This window comes from Sphingomonas profundi (assembly GCF_009739515.1).
Classification (GTDB): Bacteria; Pseudomonadota; Alphaproteobacteria; order Sphingomonadales; family Sphingomonadaceae; genus Alterirhizorhabdus; species Alterirhizorhabdus profundi.
In genome coordinates this window covers 461,986-485,872 of record NZ_CP046535.1, presented here as the reverse complement: position 1 = coordinate 485,872, position 23,887 = coordinate 461,986, and the positions used below count along the sequence as shown (strand labels likewise).

General features: G+C 68.9%; 26 protein-coding genes and 1 tRNA gene. 13 read left to right on the top strand and 14 right to left on the bottom strand.

What is annotated here, in order from left to right:
* Position 1 precedes the first annotated feature (1 nt).
* From rplT to pheT, 3 genes are all read left to right on the top strand, one after another.
* Positions 2–379, top strand: coding sequence for a 50S ribosomal protein L20 (gene rplT, locus GNT64_RS02270; protein ID WP_156678043.1), 378 nt, complete (start codon positions 2–4; stop codon positions 377–379).
* Between the two features lie 111 nt (positions 380–490).
* Positions 491–1,603, top strand: a complete 1,113-nt coding sequence (gene pheS, locus GNT64_RS02265; RefSeq protein WP_156678042.1) for a phenylalanine--tRNA ligase subunit alpha — start codon at positions 491–493, stop codon at positions 1,601–1,603.
* Complete coding sequence (pheT, locus tag GNT64_RS02260; protein WP_156678041.1) at positions 1,600–3,984, top strand: phenylalanine--tRNA ligase subunit beta; 2,385 nt, start codon at positions 1,600–1,602, stop codon at positions 3,982–3,984. Before pheS ends, pheT begins: the two co-directional genes overlap by 4 nt.
* Positions 3,985–4,023: 39 nt before the next feature.
* On the opposite strand, the gene GNT64_RS02255 is transcribed toward pheT, so the two are convergent.
* From GNT64_RS02255 to metX, 4 genes are all read right to left on the bottom strand, one after another.
* The gene (locus GNT64_RS02255) at positions 4,024–4,437 is read right to left on the bottom strand and encodes a hypothetical protein (protein ID WP_156678040.1); all 414 of its coding nucleotides are present in this window, start codon (positions 4,435–4,437) and stop codon (positions 4,024–4,026) included.
* A gap of 110 nt (positions 4,438–4,547) precedes the next feature.
* On the bottom strand, positions 4,548–5,138 hold the full coding sequence (gene metW, locus GNT64_RS02250; protein ID WP_156678039.1) for a methionine biosynthesis protein MetW: 591 nt from the start codon (positions 5,136–5,138) through the stop codon (positions 4,548–4,550).
* Positions 5,135–5,470: a hypothetical protein gene (locus GNT64_RS02245; protein ID WP_156678038.1), complete on the bottom strand. Its 336-nt coding sequence runs from the start codon at positions 5,468–5,470 to the stop codon at positions 5,135–5,137. Before GNT64_RS02245 ends, metW begins: the two co-directional genes overlap by 4 nt.
* A complete protein-coding gene (gene metX / locus GNT64_RS02240; protein WP_156678037.1) occupies positions 5,467–6,603 on the bottom strand; it encodes a homoserine O-acetyltransferase MetX in 1,137 nt (378 codons plus the stop codon). Before metX ends, GNT64_RS02245 begins: the two co-directional genes overlap by 4 nt.
* 71 nt (positions 6,604–6,674) lie before the next feature.
* Between metX and hisC the strand changes: the two genes are divergently transcribed.
* Both hisC and GNT64_RS02230 read left to right on the top strand, forming a co-directional pair.
* On the top strand, positions 6,675–7,775 hold the full coding sequence (gene hisC, locus GNT64_RS02235; protein ID WP_156678036.1) for a histidinol-phosphate transaminase: 1,101 nt from the start codon (positions 6,675–6,677) through the stop codon (positions 7,773–7,775).
* Positions 7,775–8,683, top strand: coding sequence for a prephenate/arogenate dehydrogenase family protein (locus GNT64_RS02230; RefSeq protein ID WP_156678035.1), 909 nt, complete (start codon positions 7,775–7,777; stop codon positions 8,681–8,683). The genes hisC and GNT64_RS02230 overlap by 1 nt, the downstream gene beginning before the upstream one ends.
* A 24-nt stretch (positions 8,684–8,707) precedes the next feature.
* On the opposite strand, the gene GNT64_RS02225 is transcribed toward GNT64_RS02230, so the two are convergent.
* From GNT64_RS02225 to ftsE, 4 genes are read right to left on the bottom strand one after another with little or no spacing between them, the layout of a single operon-like run.
* Complete coding sequence (locus GNT64_RS02225; RefSeq protein ID WP_156678034.1) at positions 8,708–9,394, bottom strand: lysophospholipid acyltransferase family protein; 687 nt, start codon at positions 9,392–9,394, stop codon at positions 8,708–8,710.
* A 4-nt stretch (positions 9,395–9,398) separates the two neighbouring features.
* Positions 9,399–9,932 carry a YdcF family protein gene (locus GNT64_RS02220; RefSeq protein ID WP_156678033.1) on the bottom strand — a complete coding sequence of 178 codons (534 nt, stop codon included), beginning with the start codon at positions 9,930–9,932 and terminating at the stop codon, positions 9,399–9,401.
* Positions 9,929–10,819 (bottom strand): cell division protein FtsX, encoded by an 891-nt coding sequence (locus GNT64_RS02215; RefSeq protein ID WP_197277247.1) that lies wholly within the window; start codon positions 10,817–10,819, stop codon positions 9,929–9,931. The genes GNT64_RS02220 and GNT64_RS02215 overlap by 4 nt, the downstream gene beginning before the upstream one ends.
* A complete protein-coding gene (gene ftsE / locus GNT64_RS02210) occupies positions 10,816–11,523 on the bottom strand; it encodes a cell division ATP-binding protein FtsE (RefSeq protein ID WP_156678032.1) in 708 nt (235 codons plus the stop codon). Before ftsE ends, GNT64_RS02215 begins: the two co-directional genes overlap by 4 nt.
* A gap of 172 nt (positions 11,524–11,695) precedes the next feature.
* Here ftsE and GNT64_RS02205 point away from each other — a divergent pair, with 172 nt between their 5' ends.
* Positions 11,696–12,466, top strand: a complete 771-nt coding sequence (locus GNT64_RS02205) for a zinc-ribbon domain-containing protein (RefSeq protein ID WP_156678031.1) — start codon at positions 11,696–11,698, stop codon at positions 12,464–12,466.
* Here GNT64_RS02205 and GNT64_RS02200 read toward each other — a convergent pair.
* Positions 12,441–13,799, bottom strand: a complete 1,359-nt coding sequence (locus tag GNT64_RS02200) for an MATE family efflux transporter (RefSeq protein WP_231639198.1) — start codon at positions 13,797–13,799, stop codon at positions 12,441–12,443. The genes GNT64_RS02205 and GNT64_RS02200 overlap by 26 nt on opposite strands.
* Positions 13,800–13,861: 62 nt before the next feature.
* On the opposite strand from GNT64_RS02200, the gene GNT64_RS02195 reads away from it, so the two are divergent.
* Positions 13,862–14,959: a 6-phosphofructokinase gene (locus GNT64_RS02195; RefSeq protein ID WP_156678030.1), complete on the top strand. Its 1,098-nt coding sequence runs from the start codon at positions 13,862–13,864 to the stop codon at positions 14,957–14,959.
* 55 nt (positions 14,960–15,014) lie between these two features.
* On the opposite strand, the gene GNT64_RS02190 is transcribed toward GNT64_RS02195, so the two are convergent.
* Complete coding sequence (locus GNT64_RS02190) at positions 15,015–15,590, bottom strand: DUF4142 domain-containing protein (protein WP_231639196.1); 576 nt, start codon at positions 15,588–15,590, stop codon at positions 15,015–15,017.
* 173 nt (positions 15,591–15,763) lie between these two features.
* On the opposite strand from GNT64_RS02190, the gene GNT64_RS02185 reads away from it, so the two are divergent.
* Positions 15,764–15,850, top strand: a tRNA-Leu gene (locus GNT64_RS02185).
* A 299-nt stretch (positions 15,851–16,149) separates the two neighbouring features.
* Here the strand turns inward: GNT64_RS02185 and GNT64_RS02180 are convergent.
* Genes GNT64_RS02180 through GNT64_RS02170 form a run of 3 tightly spaced genes read right to left on the bottom strand, consistent with a single transcriptional unit; the run spans position 16,150 to position 18,805 of the window.
* The gene (locus GNT64_RS02180) at positions 16,150–17,835 is read right to left on the bottom strand and encodes a recombinase family protein (RefSeq protein ID WP_156678029.1); all 1,686 of its coding nucleotides are present in this window, start codon (positions 17,833–17,835) and stop codon (positions 16,150–16,152) included.
* Complete coding sequence (locus GNT64_RS02175; protein WP_156678028.1) at positions 17,835–18,254, bottom strand: DUF2924 domain-containing protein; 420 nt, start codon at positions 18,252–18,254, stop codon at positions 17,835–17,837. The genes GNT64_RS02180 and GNT64_RS02175 overlap by 1 nt, the downstream gene beginning before the upstream one ends.
* Positions 18,254–18,805 (bottom strand): DUF3489 domain-containing protein, encoded by a 552-nt coding sequence (locus GNT64_RS02170; protein WP_156678027.1) that lies wholly within the window; start codon positions 18,803–18,805, stop codon positions 18,254–18,256. Before GNT64_RS02170 ends, GNT64_RS02175 begins: the two co-directional genes overlap by 1 nt.
* A 124-nt stretch (positions 18,806–18,929) precedes the next feature.
* Here GNT64_RS02170 and GNT64_RS02165 point away from each other — a divergent pair, with 124 nt between their 5' ends.
* Together GNT64_RS02165 and GNT64_RS02160 are read left to right on the top strand one after the other, a co-directional pair.
* Positions 18,930–19,250, top strand: a complete 321-nt coding sequence (locus GNT64_RS02165; protein WP_156678026.1) for a hypothetical protein — start codon at positions 18,930–18,932, stop codon at positions 19,248–19,250.
* Between the two features lie 583 nt (positions 19,251–19,833).
* Positions 19,834–20,409 (top strand): hypothetical protein, encoded by a 576-nt coding sequence (locus tag GNT64_RS02160; protein WP_156678025.1) that lies wholly within the window; start codon positions 19,834–19,836, stop codon positions 20,407–20,409.
* Between the two features lie 106 nt (positions 20,410–20,515).
* Here GNT64_RS02160 and add read toward each other — a convergent pair whose 3' ends face one another.
* Positions 20,516–21,490, bottom strand: coding sequence for an adenosine deaminase (gene add / locus GNT64_RS02155; protein WP_156678024.1), 975 nt, complete (start codon positions 21,488–21,490; stop codon positions 20,516–20,518).
* Between add and GNT64_RS02150 the strand changes: the two genes are divergently transcribed.
* From GNT64_RS02150 to GNT64_RS02140, 3 genes are read left to right on the top strand one after another with little or no spacing between them, the layout of a single operon-like run.
* Positions 21,489–22,091 (top strand): non-canonical purine NTP pyrophosphatase, encoded by a 603-nt coding sequence (locus GNT64_RS02150; protein WP_231639194.1) that lies wholly within the window; start codon positions 21,489–21,491, stop codon positions 22,089–22,091. The two genes, add and GNT64_RS02150, sit on opposite strands and share 2 nt — an antisense overlap.
* The gene (locus tag GNT64_RS02145; RefSeq protein WP_156678023.1) at positions 22,084–22,899 is read left to right on the top strand and encodes an SIR2 family protein; all 816 of its coding nucleotides are present in this window, start codon (positions 22,084–22,086) and stop codon (positions 22,897–22,899) included. Before GNT64_RS02150 ends, GNT64_RS02145 begins: the two co-directional genes overlap by 8 nt.
* Positions 22,896–23,828, top strand: coding sequence for a restriction endonuclease (locus tag GNT64_RS02140; protein ID WP_156678022.1), 933 nt, complete (start codon positions 22,896–22,898; stop codon positions 23,826–23,828). Before GNT64_RS02145 ends, GNT64_RS02140 begins: the two co-directional genes overlap by 4 nt.
* Positions 23,829–23,887 lie beyond the last annotated feature (59 nt).

The window sequence follows — 23,887 nt, the reverse complement described above, 5'->3', positions numbered from 1 at the left end:
GATGGCACGCGTCAAGAGGGGTGTAACCACCCACGCCAAGCACAAGCGGGTTCTCGATCAGGCGAAGGGCTATTACGGCCGCCGCAAGAACACGATCCGCATCGCCAAGCAGGCGGTCGAGAAGGCCGGCCAGTACGCCTATCGCGACCGGAAGGTGAAGAAGCGCAGCTTCCGCGCGCTCTGGATCCAGCGCATCAACGCCGCGGTTCGTGCCGAGGGGCTCACCTACGGCGTGTTCATGCACGGCCTGAAGCTGGCCGGCGTGGAGCTGGACCGCAAGGTGCTGGCCGATATCGCCATGCACGAGGGTGAGGCGTTCAGCACCATCGTCGCGCAGGCGAAGGCCGCCCTGCCGGAAGGCGCCCGCGTAGCGGCCTGACGGAGCGGCAGACCGACGCTCAGGGGCGCGGACGGCACCAGCCTTCCGCGCCCCTTTGCGTTTGCGGCACGGTTCGGCCTATGGCCGCGCCGAACAACGAAGACGGAAAGCATGACCGATCTCGACAGCATCAGGGCCACCCTCCTCGCCGAGGCCGCCGCCGCCGACAGCCTCGACACGATCGAGGCCGTGCGGGTGAAGGCGCTGGGCAAGCAGAGCGGGATCGCCGCGCTGATGAAGACGCTCGGCGGCATGGCGCCGGACGAGCGGCAGCGCCAGGCGCCGCTGATCCAGGGCCTGCGCACCGAGGTGAGCGATGCCATCGCCGCGCGCAAGGTGGCGCTGGAGGCCGCCGCGCTCGACGCGCGCCTGGCGGCTGAGCGGGTGGACATGACCCTGCCCGTCGGCACCGGCGCGCAAGGCTCGATCCACCCGGTCAGCCAGGTGATGGACGAGCTTGCCGAGATTTTCGCCGATCTCGGCTTCGCCGTCGCCACCGGGCCGGAGATCGAGACCGACTGGCATAATTTCACCGCGCTCAACATTCCCGAGAGCCATCCGGCGCGGGCGATGCACGACACCTTCTACCTGCGGGAGGGGCAGAACGCGAAGCAGGCCGGCACCGCCGACGAGCGCGAGACCAGGACGCTGCTGCGCACCCACACCTCGCCGGTGCAGATCCGCACGATGCTGTCCTCGTCGCCGCCGATCCGCATCATCGCGCCCGGCCGCACCTATCGGTCGGACAGCGACGCCACGCACACGCCGATGTTCCACCAGGTGGAGGGGCTGGTGATCGATCGCGGCATCCACATGGGCCACCTGAAGTGGACGCTGGAAACGTTCGTCCGCGCCTATTTCGAGCGTGACGACATCGTCCTGCGCCTGCGGCCGAGCTATTTCCCGTTCACCGAGCCTTCGGCCGAGGTCGACGTCGGCTACACGCTGGACAAGGGCCGTCGCACCATCGGCGGGGCGACGCCGGACGGGTGGATGGAGATACTCGGCTCCGGCATGGTCCACCCCAAGGTGATCGCCGCCTGCGGGCTCGATCCGGCCGAGTGGCAGGGCTTCGCCTTCGGCTGCGGCATCGATCGGCTGGCGATGCTGAAATACGGCATGGACGATCTGCGCGCCTTCTTCGACGGCGATCTGCGCTGGCTGCGCCACTATGGCTTCGCCGCGCTCGACGTACCTACGCTGAGCGGGGGAGTGGGCGCATGAAGTTCACCCTGTCCTGGCTGAAGGACCATCTCCACACCGATGCGACGCTCGGCGCGATCGTCGACGCGCTCACCCGCATCGGGCTGGAGGTGGAGGGCGTCGAGAATGCGGCGGAGCGGCTCGCCGCCTTCACCATCGCCCGCGTGCTCACCGCCGATCGCCACCCGCAGGCGGACAAGCTGCAGGTGCTGACGGTGGACACCGGCGAGGGCGCGCCGCTGCAGGTCGTGTGCGGCGCCCCCAATGCGCGCGCGGGCCTGGTCGGCGTGTTCGGCGCGCCCGGCACCTACGTGCCCGGGCTGGACGTGACCTTGAAGGTGGCGGCGATCCGCGGCGTGGAGAGCCGCGGGATGATGTGCTCCATGCGCGAGCTGATGCTCTCCGACGAGCATGACGGCATCATCGACCTGCCGGAAGACGCGCCGGTCGGCGCCCCCTACGCCGTCTATGCCGGGCTCGACGATCCGGTGATCGACGTCGCGATCACGCCGAACCGGCAGGATTGCATGGGCATGCGCGGCATCGCCCGCGATCTGGCGGCGGCGGGCCTCGGCACGCTGAAGCCGCTGGCGGCGCCGGCCATCTCGGGCACATTCCCCTGCCCGGTGCCGATCCGCATCGAGGACGAGGCGGGCTGCCCCGCCTTCTATGGCCGCGTCGTGCGCGGCGTGCGCAACGATCCCTCGCCCGAGTGGCTGTCCGCCCGGCTGAAGGCGGTCGGCCAGCGGCCGATCTCGGTGCTGGTCGACATCACCAACTACGTGCTGCTCGATCACGGCCGCCCGCTCCACGTCTATGACGTGGCCCGGCTCTCCGGCGGTCTCGTCGCGCGCAAGGCGCGTGCCGGCGAGACGCTGGCGGCGCTGAACGGCAAGACGTACGCGCCGCCCGCCACCGCCACCGTGATCGCCGACGATGCGGCGGTGCTGGGCATCGGCGGCATCATGGGCGGCGAGCCCTCCGGCGTCACCGAGGCGACCACCGACGTGCTGATCGAGTGCGCCTTCTTCGATCCGGAGACGATCGCCCGCACCGGCCAGGCGCTCGGCCTCGCCAGCGATTCGCGCACGCGGTTCGAGCGCGGCGTCGATCCCGCCTTCCTCCACCACGGCCTGTCGATCGCGACGCAGATGGTGCTGGAACTGGCCGGCGGCACTGCATCCGAAACGATCACTGCCGGCGCGCCGCCGGTGATCGAGCGGACGATCCCGTTCGATCCGGACCTGACCGCCCGGCTGGGCGGCCTCGTTGTGCCGGCGGAGCGGCAGGCCGACATCCTCGCGCGACTCGGCTTCGCCGTCACCAACAGCGCCGATGGGCACAGCCTGTGCGCCACCACGCCCAGCTGGCGCCGCGACGTGGAGGGCCCGGCCGATCTGGTCGAGGAGGTCGTCCGCATCGAGGGGATCGATGCGATCCCGGCGACGCCGCTGCCGCGCGCGGAAGGCGTCGCCGCGGCCACCGTCACCCCCGCTCAGGCGCTGGAGCGGCGGGTGCGCCGCGCCGCCGCCGCGCGGGGGCTGAACGAGGCGGTGACGTGGAGCTTCGTGTCCGAAGCGGAGGCAGCGCCGTTCGGCGGCGGCGCCTGGACGCTCGCGAACCCGATCAGCGAGGCGCTGAAGGTGATGCGCCCCTCGCTGCTGCCCGGCCTGATCGCGGCCGCCAGGCGCAACGCCGATCGCGGCGCCGGCGAGATCCGCCTGTTCGAGATCGGCCGCCGCTACGGCGCGGAGGCGGAGCGGCCGACGCTCGGCTTCGTCCTGACCGGCGATCGCACCCCGCGGGACTGGCGCGGCGGCAAGGCCCGCGCGTTCGAGCCGTTCGATGCCAAGGCGGAGGCGGTCGCACTGCTCGCCGCCGCCGGCGCACCGGCCGATCGGCTGCAGGTGATGGCGGCGCTGTCGCCGGTCTACCATCCCGGCCGCTCCGCCTCGCTGCGGCTTGGGCCGAAGACGGTGCTGGCGGAGTTCGGCGAGCTTCACCCGGCGACGCTGAAGGCGTTCGACCTCGCCGGCCCGGTGATGGCCGGCGAGATCTTCCTTGATGCGATACCGGCGCGGCGGGCGGGCGGGCGCATGCGCACCGCCTATGCGCCGCCCGCGCTCCAGCCCGTGACGCGCGACTTCGCCTTCCTCGTCGCCGCCGATCTGCCGGCCGACGATCTCGTCCGCGCCGTGCGCGGCGCCGACAAGGCGGCCATCGCCGACGCACGCCTGTTCGACGTCTTCACCGGCGCCGGCGTGGGCGAAGGCGAGAAGTCGCTGGCGATCGAGGTGACGCTGCAACCGGGCGACAGGAGCTTCGCCGAGGCGGACCTCGCCGCCGTCTCCGCCCGGATCGTCAAGGCGGCGGAGAAGCTGGGCGCGCGGCTGCGGGGCTGAGCCCGCCCGGCCGCGCGCCGCCCGCCTACCGCATCCCGCTCAACGGTTGTTCGCCGGCGGGCTGTCGGGCACGTCGGCGCACGACTGGTTGCACTGCTCCAGCGCCTCCTGCTGCGGGCAGGTGCCGTCGGGCAGGCACATTTCCGGCCGGCCGAACTTACGGTAGCACATGGCGTAGCAGACCTGCTGCGCGTTCAGCCCATGCCGCGCGATACGGCTCACCGCATCCGGCTTCACCCGGTGCTGCGCGCACGAATCGCTCGATCGGGTGAAAAAGGCGCTCTTGCGGCCGAAGCTGATGATGCCGCCGCCGCAGGTCAGCTCCACCGATCCGATCCACTTGGTCTTGGCCTTGTCGGCATAATAAGTGGTGGTCACGTCGTTCAGCGGGCGCGCATGGGCAACGCCGCCGATCGCCGTTGCCAGCAGCAGGAAAGAAATGATCGTCCGCATGGTCCGCCTTCCCTCGTTTCGCATGGCGGCGTGCCATGCGCCGGGCGGGAATAGCCGGATTCGCGGACGCGGCTGTGACCTGCGGCATCCGGCGGACGATCCCGCCCGGCTTATCGCCGCAGCAGGAACACCGCATGTTCGGCGCGGAAGTTGGCGGCGGCGGCGCTCGTCCGCCGGTCGCCGCTGAGGAACCACGCCTCCTCCACCACGATCCCGCGCTCGGCCACGAAGGCGCGGAAGTCGTCCACCGTCAGCTGGTGGATATTCTCCGTCTCGTACCAGCTCACCGGCAGCGCCGCCGTCACCGGCATCCGCCCCCGCCACAGCAGGCTCCAGCGCACGCGCCAGTAGGCGAAGTTCGGGAAGGAGACGAACGCCCGCCGGCCGATCCGCAGCAGCTCCTCCAGCACGCGATCGGGCGCGCGGGCGGTCTGCAGCGTCTGGCTCAGGATCGCATAGTCGAAGGCATGGGCGGGATAGTTGGCGAGATCGGTGTCGGCGTCGCCCTGCACCACCGACAGCCCGCGCGCCACCGCGCGGGAGACGTTGCCGCCGTCCAGCTCGATGCCGCGCGCATCCACCTGCCGCCTGGCGCGCAGCTCCGCCATCAGCTCGCCGTCGCCGCAGCCCACGTCCAGCACCTTGGCGCCGGGCGACACATGGTCGGCGATGATCGCCAGATCGGGGCGCAGCGCCGTCACCGGAACAGCCCCTCGATGAAGGCGGCGATCGGGTGCGCCCGGCGATGCTCGGCCGCCGCGGCGGCGAAGAAGCAGTCGCGCGCGGCGGCGCTGCTGTCCAGCCCGACGACCAGCAGGGTCGCCTCGCCGGAGCGTTGCAGCTTCGCGCCGGCCGCGCCGCAGCGGCGGGCGACGGCCCGGTAGCGCGACGTATCGGACGGCGACACGCGGATCGCGACCACGGCCGGAGTGTCCCGTGATGCTTCCGGCGCCGCGCCTGACGCCGCCGGCTGCCGCCCGCAGCCGGCGACCAGCATCGCGCCGCCGAGCAGCAGCAGGGCCGCGCGGCTCATCCCTCGCCCGCCCGCACGAAGCCGTCCACCACGCGGTTCAGCTCCGGCACGTCGAGCAGGAAGGCGTCGTGGCCGAACGGCGAGGAGAGCTCGACGAAGCTCACCGCCGCGCCGGCCGCGTTCAGCGCATGCACCACGCTGCGCGACTCGGCCGTGGGATAGAGCCAGTCGGTATCGAAGGAGACGAGGCAGAAGCGCGTCGTCGTCCCGCGGAAGGCGTTGGCCAGCATGCCGCCATGCTCCTCGGCGAGATCGAAATAGTCCATCGCGCGGGTGATGTAGAGGTAGCTGTTCGCATCGAAGCGATCGACGAAACTGATGCCCTGGTGGCGCAGATAGCTCTCCACCTGGAAATCGGCGTCGAAGCCGAAGCTCTTGGCGCCGTTCAGATTGTCGGGCCGCGCCTGCAGCCGCCGGCCGAACTTCTCGGTCAGCCCCGCCTCCGACAGATAGGTGATGTGCGCCGCCATGCGCGCCACCGCCAGCCCGGCCGCCGGCGGCTCGCCGGCCGCATAATAGTCGCCGCCGCGCCACAGCGGATCGGCCATGATCGCCTGCCGCCCCACCTCGTGAAAGGCGATGTTCTGGGCCGAGTGGCGCGCGGCCGACGCGATCACCACCACCGATCGCACGCGCGCCGGGTAGGTGGCGGCCCATTCCAGCACCTGCATGCCGCCCATCGATCCGCCGATCACCGCCTGCAACCGGCCGATGCCGAGATGATCGAGCAGCATCGCCTGCGCCCGCACCATGTCGCGGATGGTGATGACCGGGAACCGCATCGACCATGGAGCGCCCGTCGCCGGATCGACCGTCGCCGGGCCGGAGGAGCCCATGCACGATCCGATCACGTTGGCGCAGACGATGAAGTGCCGTGCCGGATCGATCGGCTTGCCCGGCCCCACCATCCGCGTCCACCAGCCCGGCTTGCCGGTGCGCGGGTGGACGGAGGCGACGTGCTGGTCGCCGGTCAGCGCGTGGCAGATCAGGATCGCGTTCGATCCGTCCGCGTTCGGCGCGCCATAGGTTTCGTAGCCGATTTCCACCGGGGCCAGCGTGCCGCCGCCGTCCAGCGAGAGGGGATCGGCAAGGGTGACGCGGCGGGCGAGGCCGAAACGCTGGTCTTCGGACATTCCGGCCGCGCTAATATCCCGCGCGCATGTTGTCTACCACACAGCCCGGCCTTGGGCTAAGGGCCACGCCCATGACAGCCCCCGCGCCCAAGCCCTGGATCGATGCGATCGCCCCCTACGTGCCCGGCCGCTCCGCGACGGACAGCGGCGCCAAGGCGATCAAGCTCTCCTCCAACGAGAATCCGCTCGGCACCGGCGCCGCCGCCACGGCCGCGTTCGAGGCGGCCGAGCGCACGCTCCACCGCTATCCCGATGCGAGCGCGGCCGATCTGCGGGAGGCGATCGCGGCGAAATACGGGCTCGATCCGGCGCGCGTGATCTACGGCACCGGCTCGGACGAGATCCTCCATCTCGCGGCCGGCGCCTTCGCCGGCGCGGGCGACGAGGTACTCTACGTGCGCTACGGCTTCTCCGTCTACCCGATCGCCGCCCGCCGCGTGGGCGCGGCGCCGATCGAGGCGGACGATCGCGACTATGCGACCGACGTGGACGCGCTGCTGGCCGCCGTGACGGAGCGCACCCGCGTGGTGTTTGTGGCCAACCCGAACAACCCCACCGGCACCTACACCGATCGCCGCGAGCTCGCCCGCCTGCACGCCGGCCTGCCGGACGAGGTGCTGCTGGTCGTCGACCAGGCCTATGCCGAATATCTGGAGGAGGCCGACGACGACGGCGCCTTCGCGCTGGCGCAGATGACGTCGAACGTGCTCGTCACGCGCACCTTCTCCAAGATCCACGGGCTCGCCGCGGAGCGGATCGGCTGGGGCTACGGCGCGGCGCCGGTGATCGCGGCGATGCACAAGATCCGCGCGCCGTTCAACGTCACCACCGCCGGCCAGCAGGCGGCGATCGCCGCCATCGGCGATGACACCTTCGTCGCCGCCAGCCGCGACCACAACCTGCGCTGGAAGGCGTGGTTCGAGGGCGAGATCGCGGGCATGGCCGATGCCGGGCTGCGCGCCGTGCCGTCCAAGGCCAATTTCATCCTGGTGCTGTTCGAAGGGCGGGTGACGGCCGAGCAGGCCTACAAGGCGCTGATGGTCGAGGGCTATATCGTCCGCTGGCTGCCGGGCCAGGGCCTGCCGCACGGCTTGCGCATGACGATCGGCACCGAGGAGGAGATGCGCGGGCTGGTCGCAGCGCTCCGCCGCATCGTCGGCGCGGGCGGCTGATGCTGCCCTTCGCCCGTGTCGCGATCGTCGGGCTCGGCCTGATCGGCTCGTCGATCGCCCATGCCGTGCGCGCGCAGATGCCCACGGTGCGGCTCACCGGCCACGATGCCGATCCGGCCGTGCGCGCACGTGCCCGCGCGCTGGATCTGGCGGACGACATCGCCGACACGGCCGGCGCCGCCGTGACGGACGCCGATCTCGTCATCCTGTGCGTGCCCGTCGGCGCGATGCGCGACGTGGCCGAGGCGCTGGCGGCGGACCTGCCGGCGGACTGCGTGGTCAGCGACGTGGGATCGTGCAAGGGCAGCGTCGCCGCCGCCTTCGCCGAGATGCTGCCCGGCGTCACCGTGGTGCCCGCCCACCCCGTCGCCGGCACCGAGCGGAGCGGGCCTGACGCCGGCTTCGCCACGCTGTTCCACCGCCGCTGGTGCATCCTGACGCCGGCCGGAGACGCCGATCCGGCAGCGGTGATGCGCGTTTCCACCTTCTGGGAGCGGCTGGGCGCGGACGTTGAGATCATGGATGCGCGCCACCACGATCTGGTGCTCGCCGTGACCAGCCACCTGCCGCACCTGATCGCCTATACCATCGTCGGCACCGCCAGCGATCTGGAGGAGGTGACGGAGAGCGAGGTCATCAAATATTCGGCCGGCGGCTTCCGCGACTTCACCCGCATCGCCGCCTCCGATCCCACGATGTGGCGCGACGTCTTCCTCTCGAACAAGGAAGCGGTGCTGGAGATGCTGCAGCGGTTCAGCGAGGATCTGACGGTGCTGCAGCGCGCGATCCGCTGGGGCGACGGCGATGCGCTGTTCGATCTGTTCACCCGCACCCGCGCCGTCCGCCGCAGCATCATCGAGCATGGTCAGGACGATCCCCGGCCCGATTTCGGCCGCGAGCATATCTGATCGCCGGGGCGCCCAGGCGGCCTCTCACCCCTCCAGCGCGTTGATCGCGGCGTGCACCCGCGCCTCGATCTCCAGGCGCGACAGGCCGGCGGGGATCGGATCGCCGAAGCGCATCGTCACGATGCCGGCATGCTTGGCACCGTGCCGCGGCCACATCCGCCCGCTGTCCAGCGCGACCGGCACCACCGGCAGGTCCAGCGCGCGATAGAGGCCGGCGAAGCCGGGGCGCAGCGGCGGCCGCTCGCCGGGCCGCACCCGCGTGCCCTCCGGAAAGATCATGATCGATCGCCCCTCCGCCACCACCCTGCGGGCCGCGTGCAGCATCGATCGCAGCGCCTTGGCCGATCCCTCGCGATCGACCGGGATCACGCCGTACCGCTCCACCACCCGGCCCCACAGCGGGATGCCGATCAGCTCCCGCTTCAGCACCGCCGCCGGCTCGCCAAGCAGGCGGATCAGCTCGAACGTCTCGTACATCGACTGGTGCTTGGCCGCGATCACCACGGCGCCCTCCGGCAGCCTGCCCTCCACCTGTGTGCGGATGCCGAGCAGGCGGTGCGCGCACCAGGCGTGGAAGCGCACCCAGCGCTCGGCATGGCGGCGCACGGCCGGGGCGCTGCGGCGGGCGAGGCCCAGCGCCGCCAGCACCGCGATCAGCGAGCCGACGTAGAAGACCAGCCGGAACAGCAGGGTGCGCGCCCAGGCCGTCATCCGCTCATACCCCAAGCGGCGCGGCCAGCCGCCGCAGCAGATATTTGTGATATTCCTTGAACAGGATCATCAGCCCCGGCTCGCTGCGCACGGCATCGGGCACGATGCGCACCTTGCCGTCCACCACCCGCGCCAGCTCGAACCGGGCGCGCGGCATGTGCCAGTCGGTCGTGACCAGCCGCACGGTGCGGAAGCCGTGGCGCGCCAGCCACGCCGCCGTCTCGTCCGCGTTCGAGCGGGTGTCCACCGCCTCATGGCCGAGATCGACGCGCTGCGCCACCAGCGCCGGCGGCACGTCGTTGATCGCGGCCAGCTCGCCCGCCCGCACCCGCCGGTCCGCGCCGGAGACGAGCAGCCGCTGCGCCCGCCCGGCGGCCAGCAGGTGCAGCCCGCGCCGCACCCGCCCCGGCCCGCCCGTCACCACGACGATCGCATCGGTCACGAGCGCGTCGGGCGCAGGCTCCGGCAGGCCGATGGCGAACCAGGCGAAGCCCAGCGCCCACAGCAGGGCGACCGCCGAGAGCAGCCGCGCGATCACAGGATTCGCCGCAACGCGGAGAGCACCGTCAGCCGCGCCGTCAGCATCGCCAGCAGCGTGCCGGCCAGCGGCAGCAGCGCCAGCAGCAGCCACGATCCGGCCGGCAGCGCGGCGGTGCCGAGCAGTTCGGAGCCCAGCTGCCCCATGCGGTGCCCGATCAGCATCAGCACCACCAGCCCGCAGACGAGGCCGATTAGGCCGCCGAACAGCGCATCCAGCGCGATCCGCCGCTGGAACAGGCGGGCGATCTGCACGTCGGTGGAGCCGAGCAGGTGCATCACGTCGATCGTCGCGCGATGCGTGTTCAGCGCCGATCGCGCGGCCAGCACCACCGCCGATGCGGTGGCCGCCGCCATCAGCAGCACCAGCGCCAGCGCCAGCCACTTCAGCGCATCGATCAGGCCGGTCAGCGGCGCCAGCGATCGGGCGTGATCGTCCACCCGCGCATCCGGCGCCACCCCGCGCAGCGCCGCCGCCACGGCGGGGGCGTGATCGATCGCGTCGTCGGCGAAGGTCACGTCGATCAGCGCCGGCAGCGGCAGATCCTCGCCCAGCCCCTCCGGCCCCAGCCACGGCTCCAGCAGCGCGCCCATCGCCGCCCTGCTCACCGGCTCGGCCGATCGCAGGCCCGGCAACCGCCCGACCGCCGCCAGCGCGCGTTGCGCCTGGGTGGCGCGGCTCACCGCGTCGGCCTGCACGATCTGCACCGTTATCCGCCCGGCGAGATCGTCGCCCAGCCCGGCGGCGGCGGCACGCAGGCCAAGGCCGCCGGCTGCCGCCAGCACGGTGAGGAACATCATGATCGCGATCACCCACGGCATCGGCCCGCTCAGCCACCCTTCGGGCAGCAGCCGCCGGTCGGCGGCGGGCAGCGGCCGCCGCTTCACGCCGCGTTCCCGCGCGGCGGATAGCGCAGCGCGCCGGTGGGATCGTTCAGCCGCCCGCGCTCCAGCCGGATCACGCCCGCGCCGGACACGCGGGAGAGCAGGTGGATGTCGTGCGTCGCCACCACGATCGTCGTGCCCAGCTTGTTCAGCGCATCGAACAAGTGGAGCAGGCGGCCGGCCATCTCCGGATCGACATTGCCGGTCGGCTCGTCGGCGACGAGTATCTCCGGCCGACCGATCACCGCGCGCGCGATCGCCACGCGCTGCTGCTCCCCGCCCGACAGGGTCGCCGGCTTCGCCTCGGCGCGGGCCGAGAGGCCGACCCAGTCGAGCATCTCGCGCACCGGGGTGTCCAGATCATGCTCCTCCACCCCCGCCACGCGCAGCGGCAGCGCGACATTGTCGAAGGCGGAGAGATAGGGGACGAGGCGGAAATCCTGGAACACCACGCCGATCCGCCGGCGGAAGCCCGGCATCCGATCGCGCGGCAGGGTGACGACATCCTGGTCGAACAGCCGGATCATGCCGCGGCTGGGCCGCTGGGCGAGGTAGAGCAGCTTCAGCAGCGACGTCTTGCCGGCGCCTGACGGGCCGGTGAGGAAGTAGAAGGCGCCGCTGGCCAGGCTGAAGCTGATGTCGGACAGCGTCTCGGCACCGTTGCCGTAGCGCAGCCCGACATCCTGAAACATCACGATACCGCTCATCGCGCCCGCATCGACCTCCCGCCGCCATCGCGCTTTGCACGCCCCGGCGCACGGCGTAAAGGTCGCGGCCCGCGGGGGGGCGCTTGCGTCGCCGACATCTTGCCAGCGTCGGCGGGCAGGTGTTTAACCACAATCCATTGCACCGGAGAGTGCGTTCGAGCATGGGCCAGCGATGATCCTTTCCTGCCCGGCTTGCGGCACCCGCTACCTCGTTCCCGACAGCGCCATCGGTCCGTCCGGCCGGCAGGTGCGCTGCGCCTCGTGCCGGCACAGCTGGTTCGAGGAGCCGGCGGCGGCGCAGCCCGCCCCCGACTCGGTCGCGGCCATCGGCGCCCGGCGGCCGCCCGCCGAGGCGCCGCCCGCCGCGCGCGAGCCCGCGCCGTCGCCGGTCGCGCCGGCCGAGCCGCCAGCGGAGCCTGCGGCAGAGCCGGCCCGCCACGTGTACGGCGCGGACGAGCTCGATTATGCCGACCCGTCACGATACGACGCCTACGCCCACCAGCCGCCGTTCCAGCCGCGCCGCAACCCCGCGCGGATGTGGACGCTGATCGCCATCGCGGCGGCATTGGCGATGCTGGCGGCGACCGCCGCGCTCGTCGCCTTCGGTCCGCCCGATATCGCCCGCCGCTTCGGCCTAAGTGCGGCCAACGCCCCGGCGCTGCTGATCCAGGCGGTGGGCACCGAGCGGCGACGGATGGCGAGCGGCAACGAGCTGTTCTCCGCCAGCGGCAAGATCGTGAACCCCACCGACACGACCCAGCCGGTGCCGGACATCCGCGCCAACCTGCTCGATGCGCAGGATCGGGTGGTCTATGGCTGGACGATCGCGCGGCCCGCCGCCACGCTGGCGCCCGGCGGCTCGGTGGAGTTCAACGGCGCCGTGCTCGACGTGCCGAAGAGCGCGCGCAACCTGGACCTCAGCCTGGCCGCATCCGGCCGCTGACGACCAGCAAGCGGCCGCCCTGCAGCAGCGCGGCGGCGACCACCCCGGCGATGAAGGCGTAGATCAGCGCGGCGGGGCCGAAGCCGCGCGCGACCAGCAGGCTGCCGACCCCGCCGGTGACGACGAAATAGGCGATCACCCCGTTAACCCCCGCCGCCACCTGATCGCCGAGCGAGCGCAGCGCGTAGACGCACACCACCTGCACCCCGTCGAACCACATGAACGGCGCCATCAGCACCAGCAGCGAGGCGGTGAGACGGACCACGGCCGGATCGTTCGAGAAGGGCCGCACGAGCAGCGGGCCGAACAGCCAGAAGACCAGGCCCACCAGCGCCATCGCCGCCACCGCCAGCGCCGCCGCGATCAGCCCGCGCGGCAGCGCCGCCGCGATCTCGCCCGCACCCACCGCGTTGCCCACCCTGACGCCGGCGGCGGAACCGAAGCCCAGCGCCATCGCGAAGGCGAAATTGTGTAGCGAGAACACCGTCTGGAACGCCGCCGCCGGCACCGCGCCGAGCTTGGTGGAGAGCACGATCAGCCAGGTGAAGCCGAACAGTTCGAGGCCCGAGGCGATCGCCGGCACCAGGCCGAAGCGGAACAGCGCCGGCACGCCGCGCCACGCCGCCGCCCACGCCGCCGGCGAGAGATCGCGCACCGTGCGCACAGCGGCCCCCGGCAGCGTCCAGACGGACAGCAGCATGCCGGCCGCCCCGAGCGCCGAGACGAGCGAGGTCGCCAACACCGCGCCCACCGCGCCCATCGCCGGCAGGCCGAGATGCCCGCCCGCCCACGCCCAGGCCAGCAGCGCGTTCAGCGGCAGGGTGGCGACGTTGACGATCATCACCCGGCGCGGGCGGCTGACGCCCTCCAGAAAATAGCTGGCGGCGATCTGGACGAACTGGAACGGATAGGCGAACGCCATCGCCCGCGCCACCGGCGCGCCGCCCGCAGCGATGGCGCCAGGCACGCCGATCAGGTGCAGCAGCGGCGCGGCGAACAGCAGCAGCACCGCCATGCAGGGCAACCCCAGCACCAGCGCGAACAGCAGCCCGCGCCGCAGCCAGGCGCCCGTCGCGGGCAGATCGCCCGCCCCGTCCGCCCGTGCCGAGAAGACCAGCACGCCGGAGAGCGCCGCCAGCCCCATGACGATCGTGACGAAGGTGAGCGAGCGGCCGGCGGCCAGAAAGCCCAGCTGCGTCGTGCCGGCATGGCCCACCACGGCGACGTCGATCAGCTGCATCAGCGTCCAGTTGAGGCTGGTCAGCATCACCGGCCACGCCAGCGCCAGGATGCGCCGCGCCTCGGCGGCGATTTCGTGTCGCGTCGGCCGCATGGCGCGCGACATAGGGCGTCCGCCTCGGTTAGTCACGGCCGGCGTTAACGGAGGAGCGGGCGATGCACATCGGGATATTGACGGGGGGCGGCGACGTGCCGGGGCTGAACCCGTGCATCCGCTCGGTCGTGCTCTCGGCGATCGATCTCGGCTGGCGCGTCACCGGCTTCCGCCGAGGGTGGGAGGGCTTCCTCAAGATCGATCCGGACGATCCCGCCAGCATCGCCGCCTACTCCCGCCCGCTGGACCGCGAGGCGGTGCGGGGGATCGACCGGATGGGCGGCACGATCCTCCACACCTCCCGCCTCGATCCGCGCACGCTGGCCGAGGGCGATCGATCGGATCATGTGCTGCGGGTGCTGGCGGCGCTCGGCGTGGATGCGCTGATCACGCTCGGTGGAGACGGCACCTTGCGCTTCTCGGCGCACCTCTCGGGCCTGGGCTTTCCCGTCGTCTCGGTGCCGAAGACGATGGACAATGACGTGTTCGGCACCGATTACTGCATCGGCTTCTCCACCGCCGTCAGCCGATCGGTGGAGGCGATCAACGCGCTGCGCACCACGATCGAGAGCCACGAGCGGATCGGCGTGGTCGAGCTGTTCGGCCGCCGCTCCGGCGAGACGGCGCTGCTCGCCGGCTTCCTCGCCCAGGTCGATCGCACCGTGATCGCCGAGGTTCCCGTCGATCTCGACCGGCTGCTGCCGCTGCTGGCCCGCGACAAGAAGTCGCGGCCGGCCAACTATGCCGTCTGCGTGATCTCGGAGGGCGCGCACATCGACGCGGCGGACGATCCGGCCGATCTCGCCAAACCCGCCACCCAGCGGCACGAGCCCGGCGTCGGCCACCGCCTGGCCTTCGCCATCGAGGCGCGGCTGCGCCAGGGCACGGTCGTCCAGTCGCTCGCCTATCTGATGCGCGCGGGCGAGCCCGACGCGATGGACCGGATGGTGGGCTTCGCCTTCGGCGGCCTGGCCGTGCAGCTGATCCAGAGCGGGCGCACCGGCCGGATGGTCGCCCTGTCCGCCGGCAAGTACAGCCACGTGCCGATCGAGACGCTGCTCGGCGGCACGAAGAAGGTCGACGTGCCGGCGCTCTACGATCCGGCGAGCTACCGCGCCAAGCTGATGCGGATCGAGGACATGCCGATGTTCCTCTATTGAGAAGGGCGCGCGGATCGCTCCGCGCGCCCTTCTCCGGTCGGCTCGTGGCGGCGGATCAGCCGGCCATGCCGGCGGGCGTCAGCGCCTTGGCCTGCGCCAGATGCTGCTCGATCGTCGGCACCAGGCCGGCGGCGACCTGCTTCAGCGCCGGATCGGTGCCGTTCAGGGCATAGCCCTTGTGCAGCGCCCACGCCTTCTGATGCGCCTGGGTCTGCTGCGTCAGATAGAGATTGTCGAAGCCGCCCTTCGGCGCCTTGCGCAGCAGCGAGATGTTGGACGCACCCTCGGTATCGAGCTTCGTCGACGGACGCGCGATCTTGCGCTCGCTGTTGCTCAGCGCCGCCATCAGCGTCTTGGACGAGGCGGTGTGCGCCTCGATCATCATCCGGGCATAGCTCTTGACGTCGGGACGCGAGCTCTTGGTGAGCGCCAGGCGCGCGGCCTGAATCTCATACTGGTCGGATGCGGCGGCCATCTTAACATAGTCGCCGGCCGGGATCGCGGCCATCGGCTCGACCCCTACGTCGGCCGAGGTGGCCATGCCCGTGGTCTGCGTGGCCATCTGCGCCATCGCGGGCGCCGAGAGGGCGAGGATAGCGGCCGAGCCGGCTAGGATGATGCGATTGAACATGTGGTTTCTCCTGGTTCCTTCCCGGACCGGGCCTGCGCCCGGACGACGGTCGGTGGCAGGAACGGGGCGGGGCGAGCGGAGTTCCGCCCGCCTCGAAGGCTGTTGCAGACCCGCCGATCGTCTGTTAGGTGCGCGCCACACCAGATCGCCGGGCCCGCAGCCCGGTTACACGTGCGGTCGTGGCGGAACTGGTAGACGCGCAACGTTGAGGTCGTTGTGGCCGAAAGGCCGTGGAAGTTCGAGTCTTCTCGACCGCACCAAACAGTCCTGACATATTCTGGGATCTGGAGAGTTTCGGCTACGGTCGAGATTGTGCCCGACTTTCCGGGGCTTTGCAGGAGGCGGTTTGCGGTTTGGGACCAAACCGGTCTCTGCTGGTGGCGTAGCAGGCCTCTTTCCCGGCCCCGTCTCAGTTCGGAAAACTTTGACCCCAAAACCTCTGTGGTTGGGGTTGATTTCTATGTGTGATTATTTGCGTGCGCAGGCCGCCGCCCGCTGACAGCCGATGGAACGACAAAGGGCGCGTCCCGGCGCGGCTCCTGGTTCGTGAGGATTGGGTTCAGACGAACCCGAGCTGCTTGCGTTGCTCCGTCCAGTCCGTCGGCAGCTCCATCGCAAGCAGCCGTTTCGCTGTGAGTTCAACGGGCTGCGTACCTTGCGCGATCGCCTTGACGATGTCGGGTGCGAGCCAAGCGATCGGCAACAGTCGCGCCATATGCTTGCGGCACTTACCGAGCTCTGCGGCGATGCCAGCGAAGGATGTGTTCGGCCGGCTCAGCACCGCTTCCCGCAGGTCGATGGCTTCGCTGACGAGCGTGGCGAGCTTCGGGTCGGTCTGGTGGATGAGCGGTGGTGCATCGTCCGGGCCGGGTATAACCAGCCGGACCTCGTGACCACGACGCACCCGCTCGACTGCGATGCTGATGCTTGTTTGCCCATGATGCTCTTCGCTGGCTTCGATCCCGCAGCGGCGGAGCAGGTCGCGCTCGCGGATGATGATATCGAGGCGATCCTCGTAAAGCTCGATGCGCTCTATCCCCATGGCTCCGGCCTGGGCCACTACGGACGGCTCGTTGGCGATCCGTAGTGCTGCATCGGCGGTCTGCCCGGCGCGGCGCGGATCGACTGTGACGGCAAGTCGGATGATGCGGGTGCGGTCCCTGAGCAAGGTCCGCACCCGCTCGTCTACTAGCCGTTCGACGTCGCAGGCGCTGACACGCCACGCCGGTTCGTCCGTCGATGGGTCACGGGTGACGTAGTAGCGGTAGCGCCGGCTGCCCCTGGTCGCATGGCTTGGCGTCATGGCCCGGCCAAGGCCATCGTGCAGCAAGCCGACCAGTGCAGAGCGGCGCGTGCCGCTGCGGCCCGTCAGCATGCCGGGGCCGCGACTGGCGAGCCTTCCCTGTACCTGCTGCCAGAATTCCTGCGCTACGATGGCGGGATGCTCGCCGGGGTGGGCGACGCCGTGGTGGACGATCTCGCCAAGATAGATGCGGTTCGCGAGCAGATGGTAGAGCGTACCGCGGCGGAACGGGCAGCCACCGCGATGCGGGCCGCTGGCACGCACCTGCAGCTTGGTGCGGTGGCCATCGGCCGCCAGTTCCTCGACCAGCGCCTTGACCGAGGGCAGCGCGAGGTAGCGGCGCATGATGTGGCGGACGAGTTCGGCCTCGGTCTCGTTCACGATGAGCTTCCTGTCCCGCACCTCGTAGCCGAGTGGCACCGGGCCACCCATCCACATGCCCTTCTTCTTGGACGCGGCGATCTTGTCGCGGATGCGCTCGCCGGTCACCTCGCGCTCGAACTGGGCGAAGGAGAGCAGCACGTTGAGCGTCAGCCGTCCCATGCTGGTGGTGGTATTGAACGCCTGCGTGATCGAGACGAAGCTGGCGCCCCGCGCATCGAGGATCTCGACGATCTTGGCGAAGTCCGACAGCGCGCGGGTCAGCCGGTCGACCTTGTAGACGACGATGACATCGACCTTGCCAGCCTGCACGTCGGCCAACAGGCGCTTCAGACTCGGCCGTTCCATGCTGCCGCCGGAGAAGCCGCCATCGTCATAGCGCTCCTGCACCAGCGTCCAGCCTTCGTGCCGCTGGCTGAGGATATAGGCCTCGCACGCTTCCCGCTGCGCATCGAGGCTGTTGAATTCCTGGTCCAGCCCTTCCTCGGTCGACTTGCGGGTGTAGATCGCGCAGCGAACGTTGCCGGTGCGGAGCGGCACCGGCTTCCTCGCCCGCGCCATCAGGTTCTCCTCTTGTCGGTCAAGCCGAAGAAGCGCGGGCCGGACCATGCTGCGCCCGTGACTTCGCGGGCGATGTGGCTGAGCGAGCGATACGTCCGGCCATCGAGCCGATAGCCGTTTGCTTCGACCGTCACCATGATCGTGCGACCGTGCCACGTCCGCACCAGCTGCGCGCCGGGACCAAGCGCGCGTTTTGGAGAAGCCGAATCGCCCTCTTCCGCCCGCTTCAGCTGGCGCATGGTGGCACTGGACAGGCCCCCTGCCCTGTTCTCCTGGAGCCGGTAGGCGAGACCGCGCAGCAGCAGGCCGGCTGGTAGGCGTGGCGCTTCACTGCCATGCTGCGCCGCCCATGCCGCGCGCAGCTGGGCTGCGGACATGGTCGAGAGCTCGGCCAGCGGTGGATCGGAGCGCGCGGCCATCAAGCGTTCGCCTCGAGGCGATAGCGCGAGGCGCCGCTCTCGCCGACGCGCATGATCGCGTGGCCCTTCTTGCGCAGCCCGGTCAGGGCCGCCCGCGTCGTGTGTGGCAGCCAGCCCGTGGCGGCCATGAGGTCGTCGATATTGGCACCGTCCTCGCGCCGGAGTAGGTCGAGCACCAGCGACTGCTTCGTGCCGGTGCGCTGGACCGGCGACTCGGCGGCAGCGGTGGCGGGTTCTGGCTCTGCAGTGCTTTCCGTGCCGGTCTTCGAAGTACCCGGCGTCGCCTCCGGCTGCTCTGCAGCGATGACCGCGCGGCCGGCATCGGTGATGATGACGCCGATGTGGCGATCGCCCTCTTCGCGCCACGCCTTGGCCGTGTCGGCCATCTCGCACTCGCTGGCGAAGGTCCGCTTGATCAGCGCGGTCACCGCGCGGCGGATGCGTGCCGCCTGCTCGCCGAGCGTGGCCGGCGGCGGCAGCAGGCTTCCATCTTCGCGCTGGCACGCGGTGGCGAGAAGGACGAGCTGCATGTCGGTGAGCTTGCTGGTCATTATGTCGTCTCCGGCGGGAGGACCGGCACCCTCGCCGCCTCCCACCAGCTATAGCCCCGCCGGTTGACCGATCGGGGCCCTCCAGCCGGCACCGCCGTGCCGCCTGCGACTCACGAGCACAGCAATGCTCGGTTCCAAGGCCAAGTCGAATGGAATGTCAGAAGCCGCCGCAAAGCTGGATATGGACTTCGCGGGCGTGCGCTCGCTTCGTGCCGCCATGGCCGAAGCAGACCTCACCGCCCCGCATGACGATCTCGTCCGGCAGCTATTCTACTTGCTCACCGCGCGGTTTGAAGACGGTGCCGTCGCAGCCGCAGAGGGTCAGGCGCCTGGTTCGGATCCCGCAAAGCGCATCGCACTGGCCAACCGGCTGCGCTCGCTTGCCGAGGAGGTCAGCATCCTCACCGACGCCGTCATCGCACTTGCCGGCGAGCAGTCGGCATAGGACGTTCACGCTGATTGCGGACGTTCCGCATTCAGGAGCATCTTGGTGAAATGCGGACGCGCATTCATGGTGGTAAGCGGAATGGCCGGTTTGGAGCGGATGTCCGAGATAAGCGGACATTCGTTGGCTGGCGGTGACGCGGCAGCTACGCGCCCTATAGGCAGTCATTCCGAACCCGCGCAGTCGATCCTGAAAGCTGTCGTTCGAGCCAAGAACCCGAGTGGGCTCGCTGCCACACATCAACCCTAGATGGCGTTGCCCAAGATGCTATCGTGGCACAATGGCAAGCTGCGCACTCTGTCGCCAAGAGGCTGAACTAAAGACCAGTCACGTCTTGCCCGCTTTCGTTTTCCGTTGGTTGCGCGAACGCTCGATCACAGGCCACATTCGGACGACGGAGAATATAAACCGCCGGGTCCAGGATGGTCTAAAGAAGCCTTGGCTCTGTGAGAGCTGTGAGCAATTGCTCAGCCGTGACGAGCAGTCTTTCGCATCGAAAATATTTGGCCCTTACCTGCGTGAGACGACGCGAGTAGAATATGGACCCTGGTTGCTGCGCTTCTGTACCTCGATCTCATGGAGGGTGCTCAAACACGCTAAGGGACTTAATCTCGATCATCGATATACGCTCGAGGAGGAACGTGCCGCTGCTGAAGCAGAGACGGTTTGGCGGGATTTCCTGCACGGCCGTCGAAACGGGGTCGGCAAGTTTGAACAGCACCTCCTCCCCCTCGACATTATCGAGAGCACTACGGTTCGCGATCTGGCTGACAACATCAATCGCTACCTGACCGGCTATATCGATATGGACATCGCGGGCACATCGAAGACGATGATGACCTACGCCAAGCTCGGGCGATTCGCCCTATTCGGCATGATCCGGAAAGGACGCGGTCCCTGGGAACGGACACGTGTCAACGCGCAACACGGCTATCTTACCCCTGGCAAATATGTGCTGCCTTCTGGGCTCGTCGGCTTCTTCAACGATCGCGCGCGCCATGTGCGTGTATCGATAGACGCGATGTCGCCTGCGCAGGTGGCCAAGGTCGACGCAGCGTTTATGGATAATATCGAAAAAGCAGCCGGGTCCGAGCAGGTCAAAGCGATGCTGGCGGATGCCGATCTGTTCGGCGACGATGTCATTATTCGCCGGCGATGACGGTGGCGGCGACGCGCCCAATGCAGTCGTACAGGCCCGAGCCCACGCTGCCTGAAAGAAGACGTGGGCAGTCATCGACGTCTGGCTCAGGTAAGCGGATTGGGGGTCAAGCGTCGCTGCGCAAGCGTTTCCCGAGCATGCAGGTGAGGGTCGCCCTAGTTTGCTCGTCGCAGAAGGCTGCCGCAATGGCGTTCGCGGAGACCTTCTCGATGCCTAGGCGGGGATCGGCCTCAAGGGCGAGGCCGTACTCCGTTGCGAGATTCGTGCCGAAGAAGCCTGGATCGTCGGTGCCGAGCACGATAGTGCAGCCGGTATCCGCCAGCCTCCGGACTGGATGCTCCGCAACCGAGCGATAAAGACCGAGGGCTAGGTTGCTGCCGAGGCAGACCTCGAGCGGCATTCGGGCTTCGGCCAGCTGCCTCATGACGTCCGGTGACTCCGCGGCCCTGATGCCGTGACCGACACGGTCGAGGCCGAGTGCCTCAATTGCCTCGATCACCGTTTCGGCTGGTCTATGCTCGCCAGCGTGCGCGGTGGCGCGCAAGCCTTCTCCCCGCGCGATACGGAAAGCCTCTGCGAATTCGCCCACTTCGTGCTGGTGCTCGTCGCCGGTCAGCCCGAAGCCGACCAGCATATTGGACCGGATCGAGGTTGCCATGCGAGCCGCCTCGACGGCGGCCTCCGGCCCGAGATGGCGAACCGCGGTTGCGATGAGGCGCGAGCGCACGCCCCATTCTTCGGCGGCCCGGTCGGCTGCGGCCCCGAGAGCCGCCAGCTGTTCGGGAAATGGAATGCCCGTGCGGGCGAGGTCCGGGGGCGACAGCATGAATTCCACATAGCCACCGCCCAGCGCAGCGCACCGCTTGAGATAGGAGGTCGTGATCACCTCAAGGTCAGCGGCAGACTTCACCACCGACGTGATGAGATCGTAAGCCTTCAGGAAGGACGCGAAGTCGTGCCAGCCATATCGCGCGTCGGCGAGAATGCTTTCGGGAATCGACACAGCGTTGCGCTCCGCAAGAAGGAGCACGGTTTCCCGGACGAGTGTTCCCCGGAGATGGACGTGAAGGTCGACGAGCATGGCGGCCGGCGATAGAGGCCGCATCAACGGAGTGGAAGGCGGGATGCGGATCAGATTCCTTTCGAAGAACGGGCACAAGATCGATGAGGCGCGGAAGATTCTTGAGCCGCTAGGTGCCGAGGTGATCCCAATTAATGTCGCAATCGATGAGATCCAGACCCGGGACGTGGAGGCGATCGTGCGGGACAAGGTGCTTCGTGCCTTCGAACGCATCGGCCACAGGCTCTTTGTTGAGCAAACATGCCTTTATCTCGATGCGCTCAACGGCTTTCCGGGCGGCCTCACCCAGCCGTTCTGGGACTCGCTGGAGGCGGACCGATTTTGCGATATGTTCGGCAACCGGGAGAAACGCGGCCTCACCGCGAAAACTTGGATCGGCTATTGCGATGGCCGGCGGATCCATCACTTCCAGGGCGAAATCCGCGGTACCGTCGCGTCGGCGCCGCGAGGCGACCGCGCCTTTCAGTGGGACTGCGTCTTCGTCCCGGACGGACATCAGCAGACCTTCGCGGAGATGGGTGAAGGGAAGAACGACATATCTATGCGCAGGATCGCCCTGAACGCGTTCGCAGACCATCTGCGGAGGAGGAACGATGCTTGATATGCTTGCGCGCGAGATCCGCGATCGTAGGGTGATTCTGTTCGTGGGGGCGGGCTTGTCGCGGCCGCTCGGCCTCCCGTCATGGGGCGAGTTGATCGAGCACATGGCCAGGGAACTGGATTTCGATCCTGCCATTCTGGCCGGTCCGGGCGCGGACTATCTGCAGGTAGCAGAGTTCTATAAGCTGCGGAAAGGTAGCATCGGGGACCTACGCAGCTGGATGGACAGAAGCTGGAACGTAACCGATGAGAAGCTACTCGCCTCGAAGGTCCATCGCCAGATCGTCGATCTCGAATTTCCTCTCATCTACACAACAAATTATGACAGTAATCTCGAGCGAGCGTTCAGGCTGCGCGGCCACGATGTTTCGAAGATCGCATCAGTTGTCGACATCGCGGATGCGAAGCCGAACCATACACACGTCGTCAAGTTTCATGGTGATTTCTCCGACGATAACTCACTCGTCGTGACCGAATCGGACTATTTTGAACGGCTGGAATTTGAATCGCCACTCGACCTAAAGCTCCGGTCAGACGTGCTCGGCCGTACGATCCTTTTCGTCGGGTATAGCCTCAAAGATCTTAACCTTCGCCTGCTTCTCTATAAGCTCAAGCGTACTTGGGACGGCACGGCCTACGCGAAGCGCCGGCCACGGTCGTTCATCTTCCTAGTCCGACCGGACGTCGTTCAGGAGGAGGTGCTAGAGAGCCGCGGGGTATCCCCGATCGTCTCCGACTCCGTAAGTCCCGACGAGGCGGTGCCAGAGTTCTTCGACCGTCTGCTCGAGATGGTGCGGGGGGCCGGGTGACCGAGAGCATGGCGGATCTGAGGCGCCTCGCGCTCGAGATTATCGCGACCCTAGTCAACATCAAGCGCGTGGCGGCCGACCATTTGCTGCGACGCGCGAACGTCGACGAGGATCTGATCCGGCGCTTCTTGACTGACCGCGATCCCGCGACCGGAGCGAAGGCGTCGAAGCGCGTCGCGGGCGCGATGTTGCTCGACGAGCTTGCGAAGGAAGGGCGCGACTTCGCGGTCATCAAAAGACTGATCGAGCTCGCGGCGAATTGGGACGCATTTCACCTCGCCGCCGACGAATATGTGGCACGCGCGACCGTCCAGAAGGCGCGTGAAGTGAGCCAGTCAGTCGCGGAACAGGAGGAGCGCTTTCGCGTAGCGGCCGAAACGCGCCAGCGCGAGGCAGCCGCTACGCAGGCGCAGGAGCAGGAGGCCCAGCTCAAACAGCAGAGCCTGCTGCTGCTCGGCCAGTTCGACGAAGCTACCAAGGACGGCGATCCGCCCGGCCGGGGTTATCTGTTGCAGGATTTGCTCAATCGCCTGTTCGATCTCCATCAGTTTCCGGTGTCGCGCGCGTTTCAGCGTAACGATGGCGGCGAACAAATCGACGGCGCGTTCGAGATGGATGGCTGGCACTATCTCGTCGAGTGTCGCTGGCGGAAAAAGGCCGCTGACGGCCGCGATCTCGACGGGCTGCTCGGACAGGTGCAGCGCTCCGGCCGGCAGACGATGGGTTTGTTCCTCTCGATCAATGGCTGGTCGGAGCATGTCGTGCCGCTGCTCAAGCAGAATTGCGATAAGGCCGTGTTGCTGATGGACGGCTATGACCTGCGCGCTACGTTGACCCGGCAGATTAGCCTGCGTGCGCTGCTCCAAGCCAAGGGGCGGGCGCTCAACATCGATGCCGAGCCGTTTCTGTCCGCGACCCGGTGCGGTTGACGCTCCGACCCAGGAAATCTGCTCGAATCTGCGCGCTGCGCGGCCGCTTGACCGGCTCG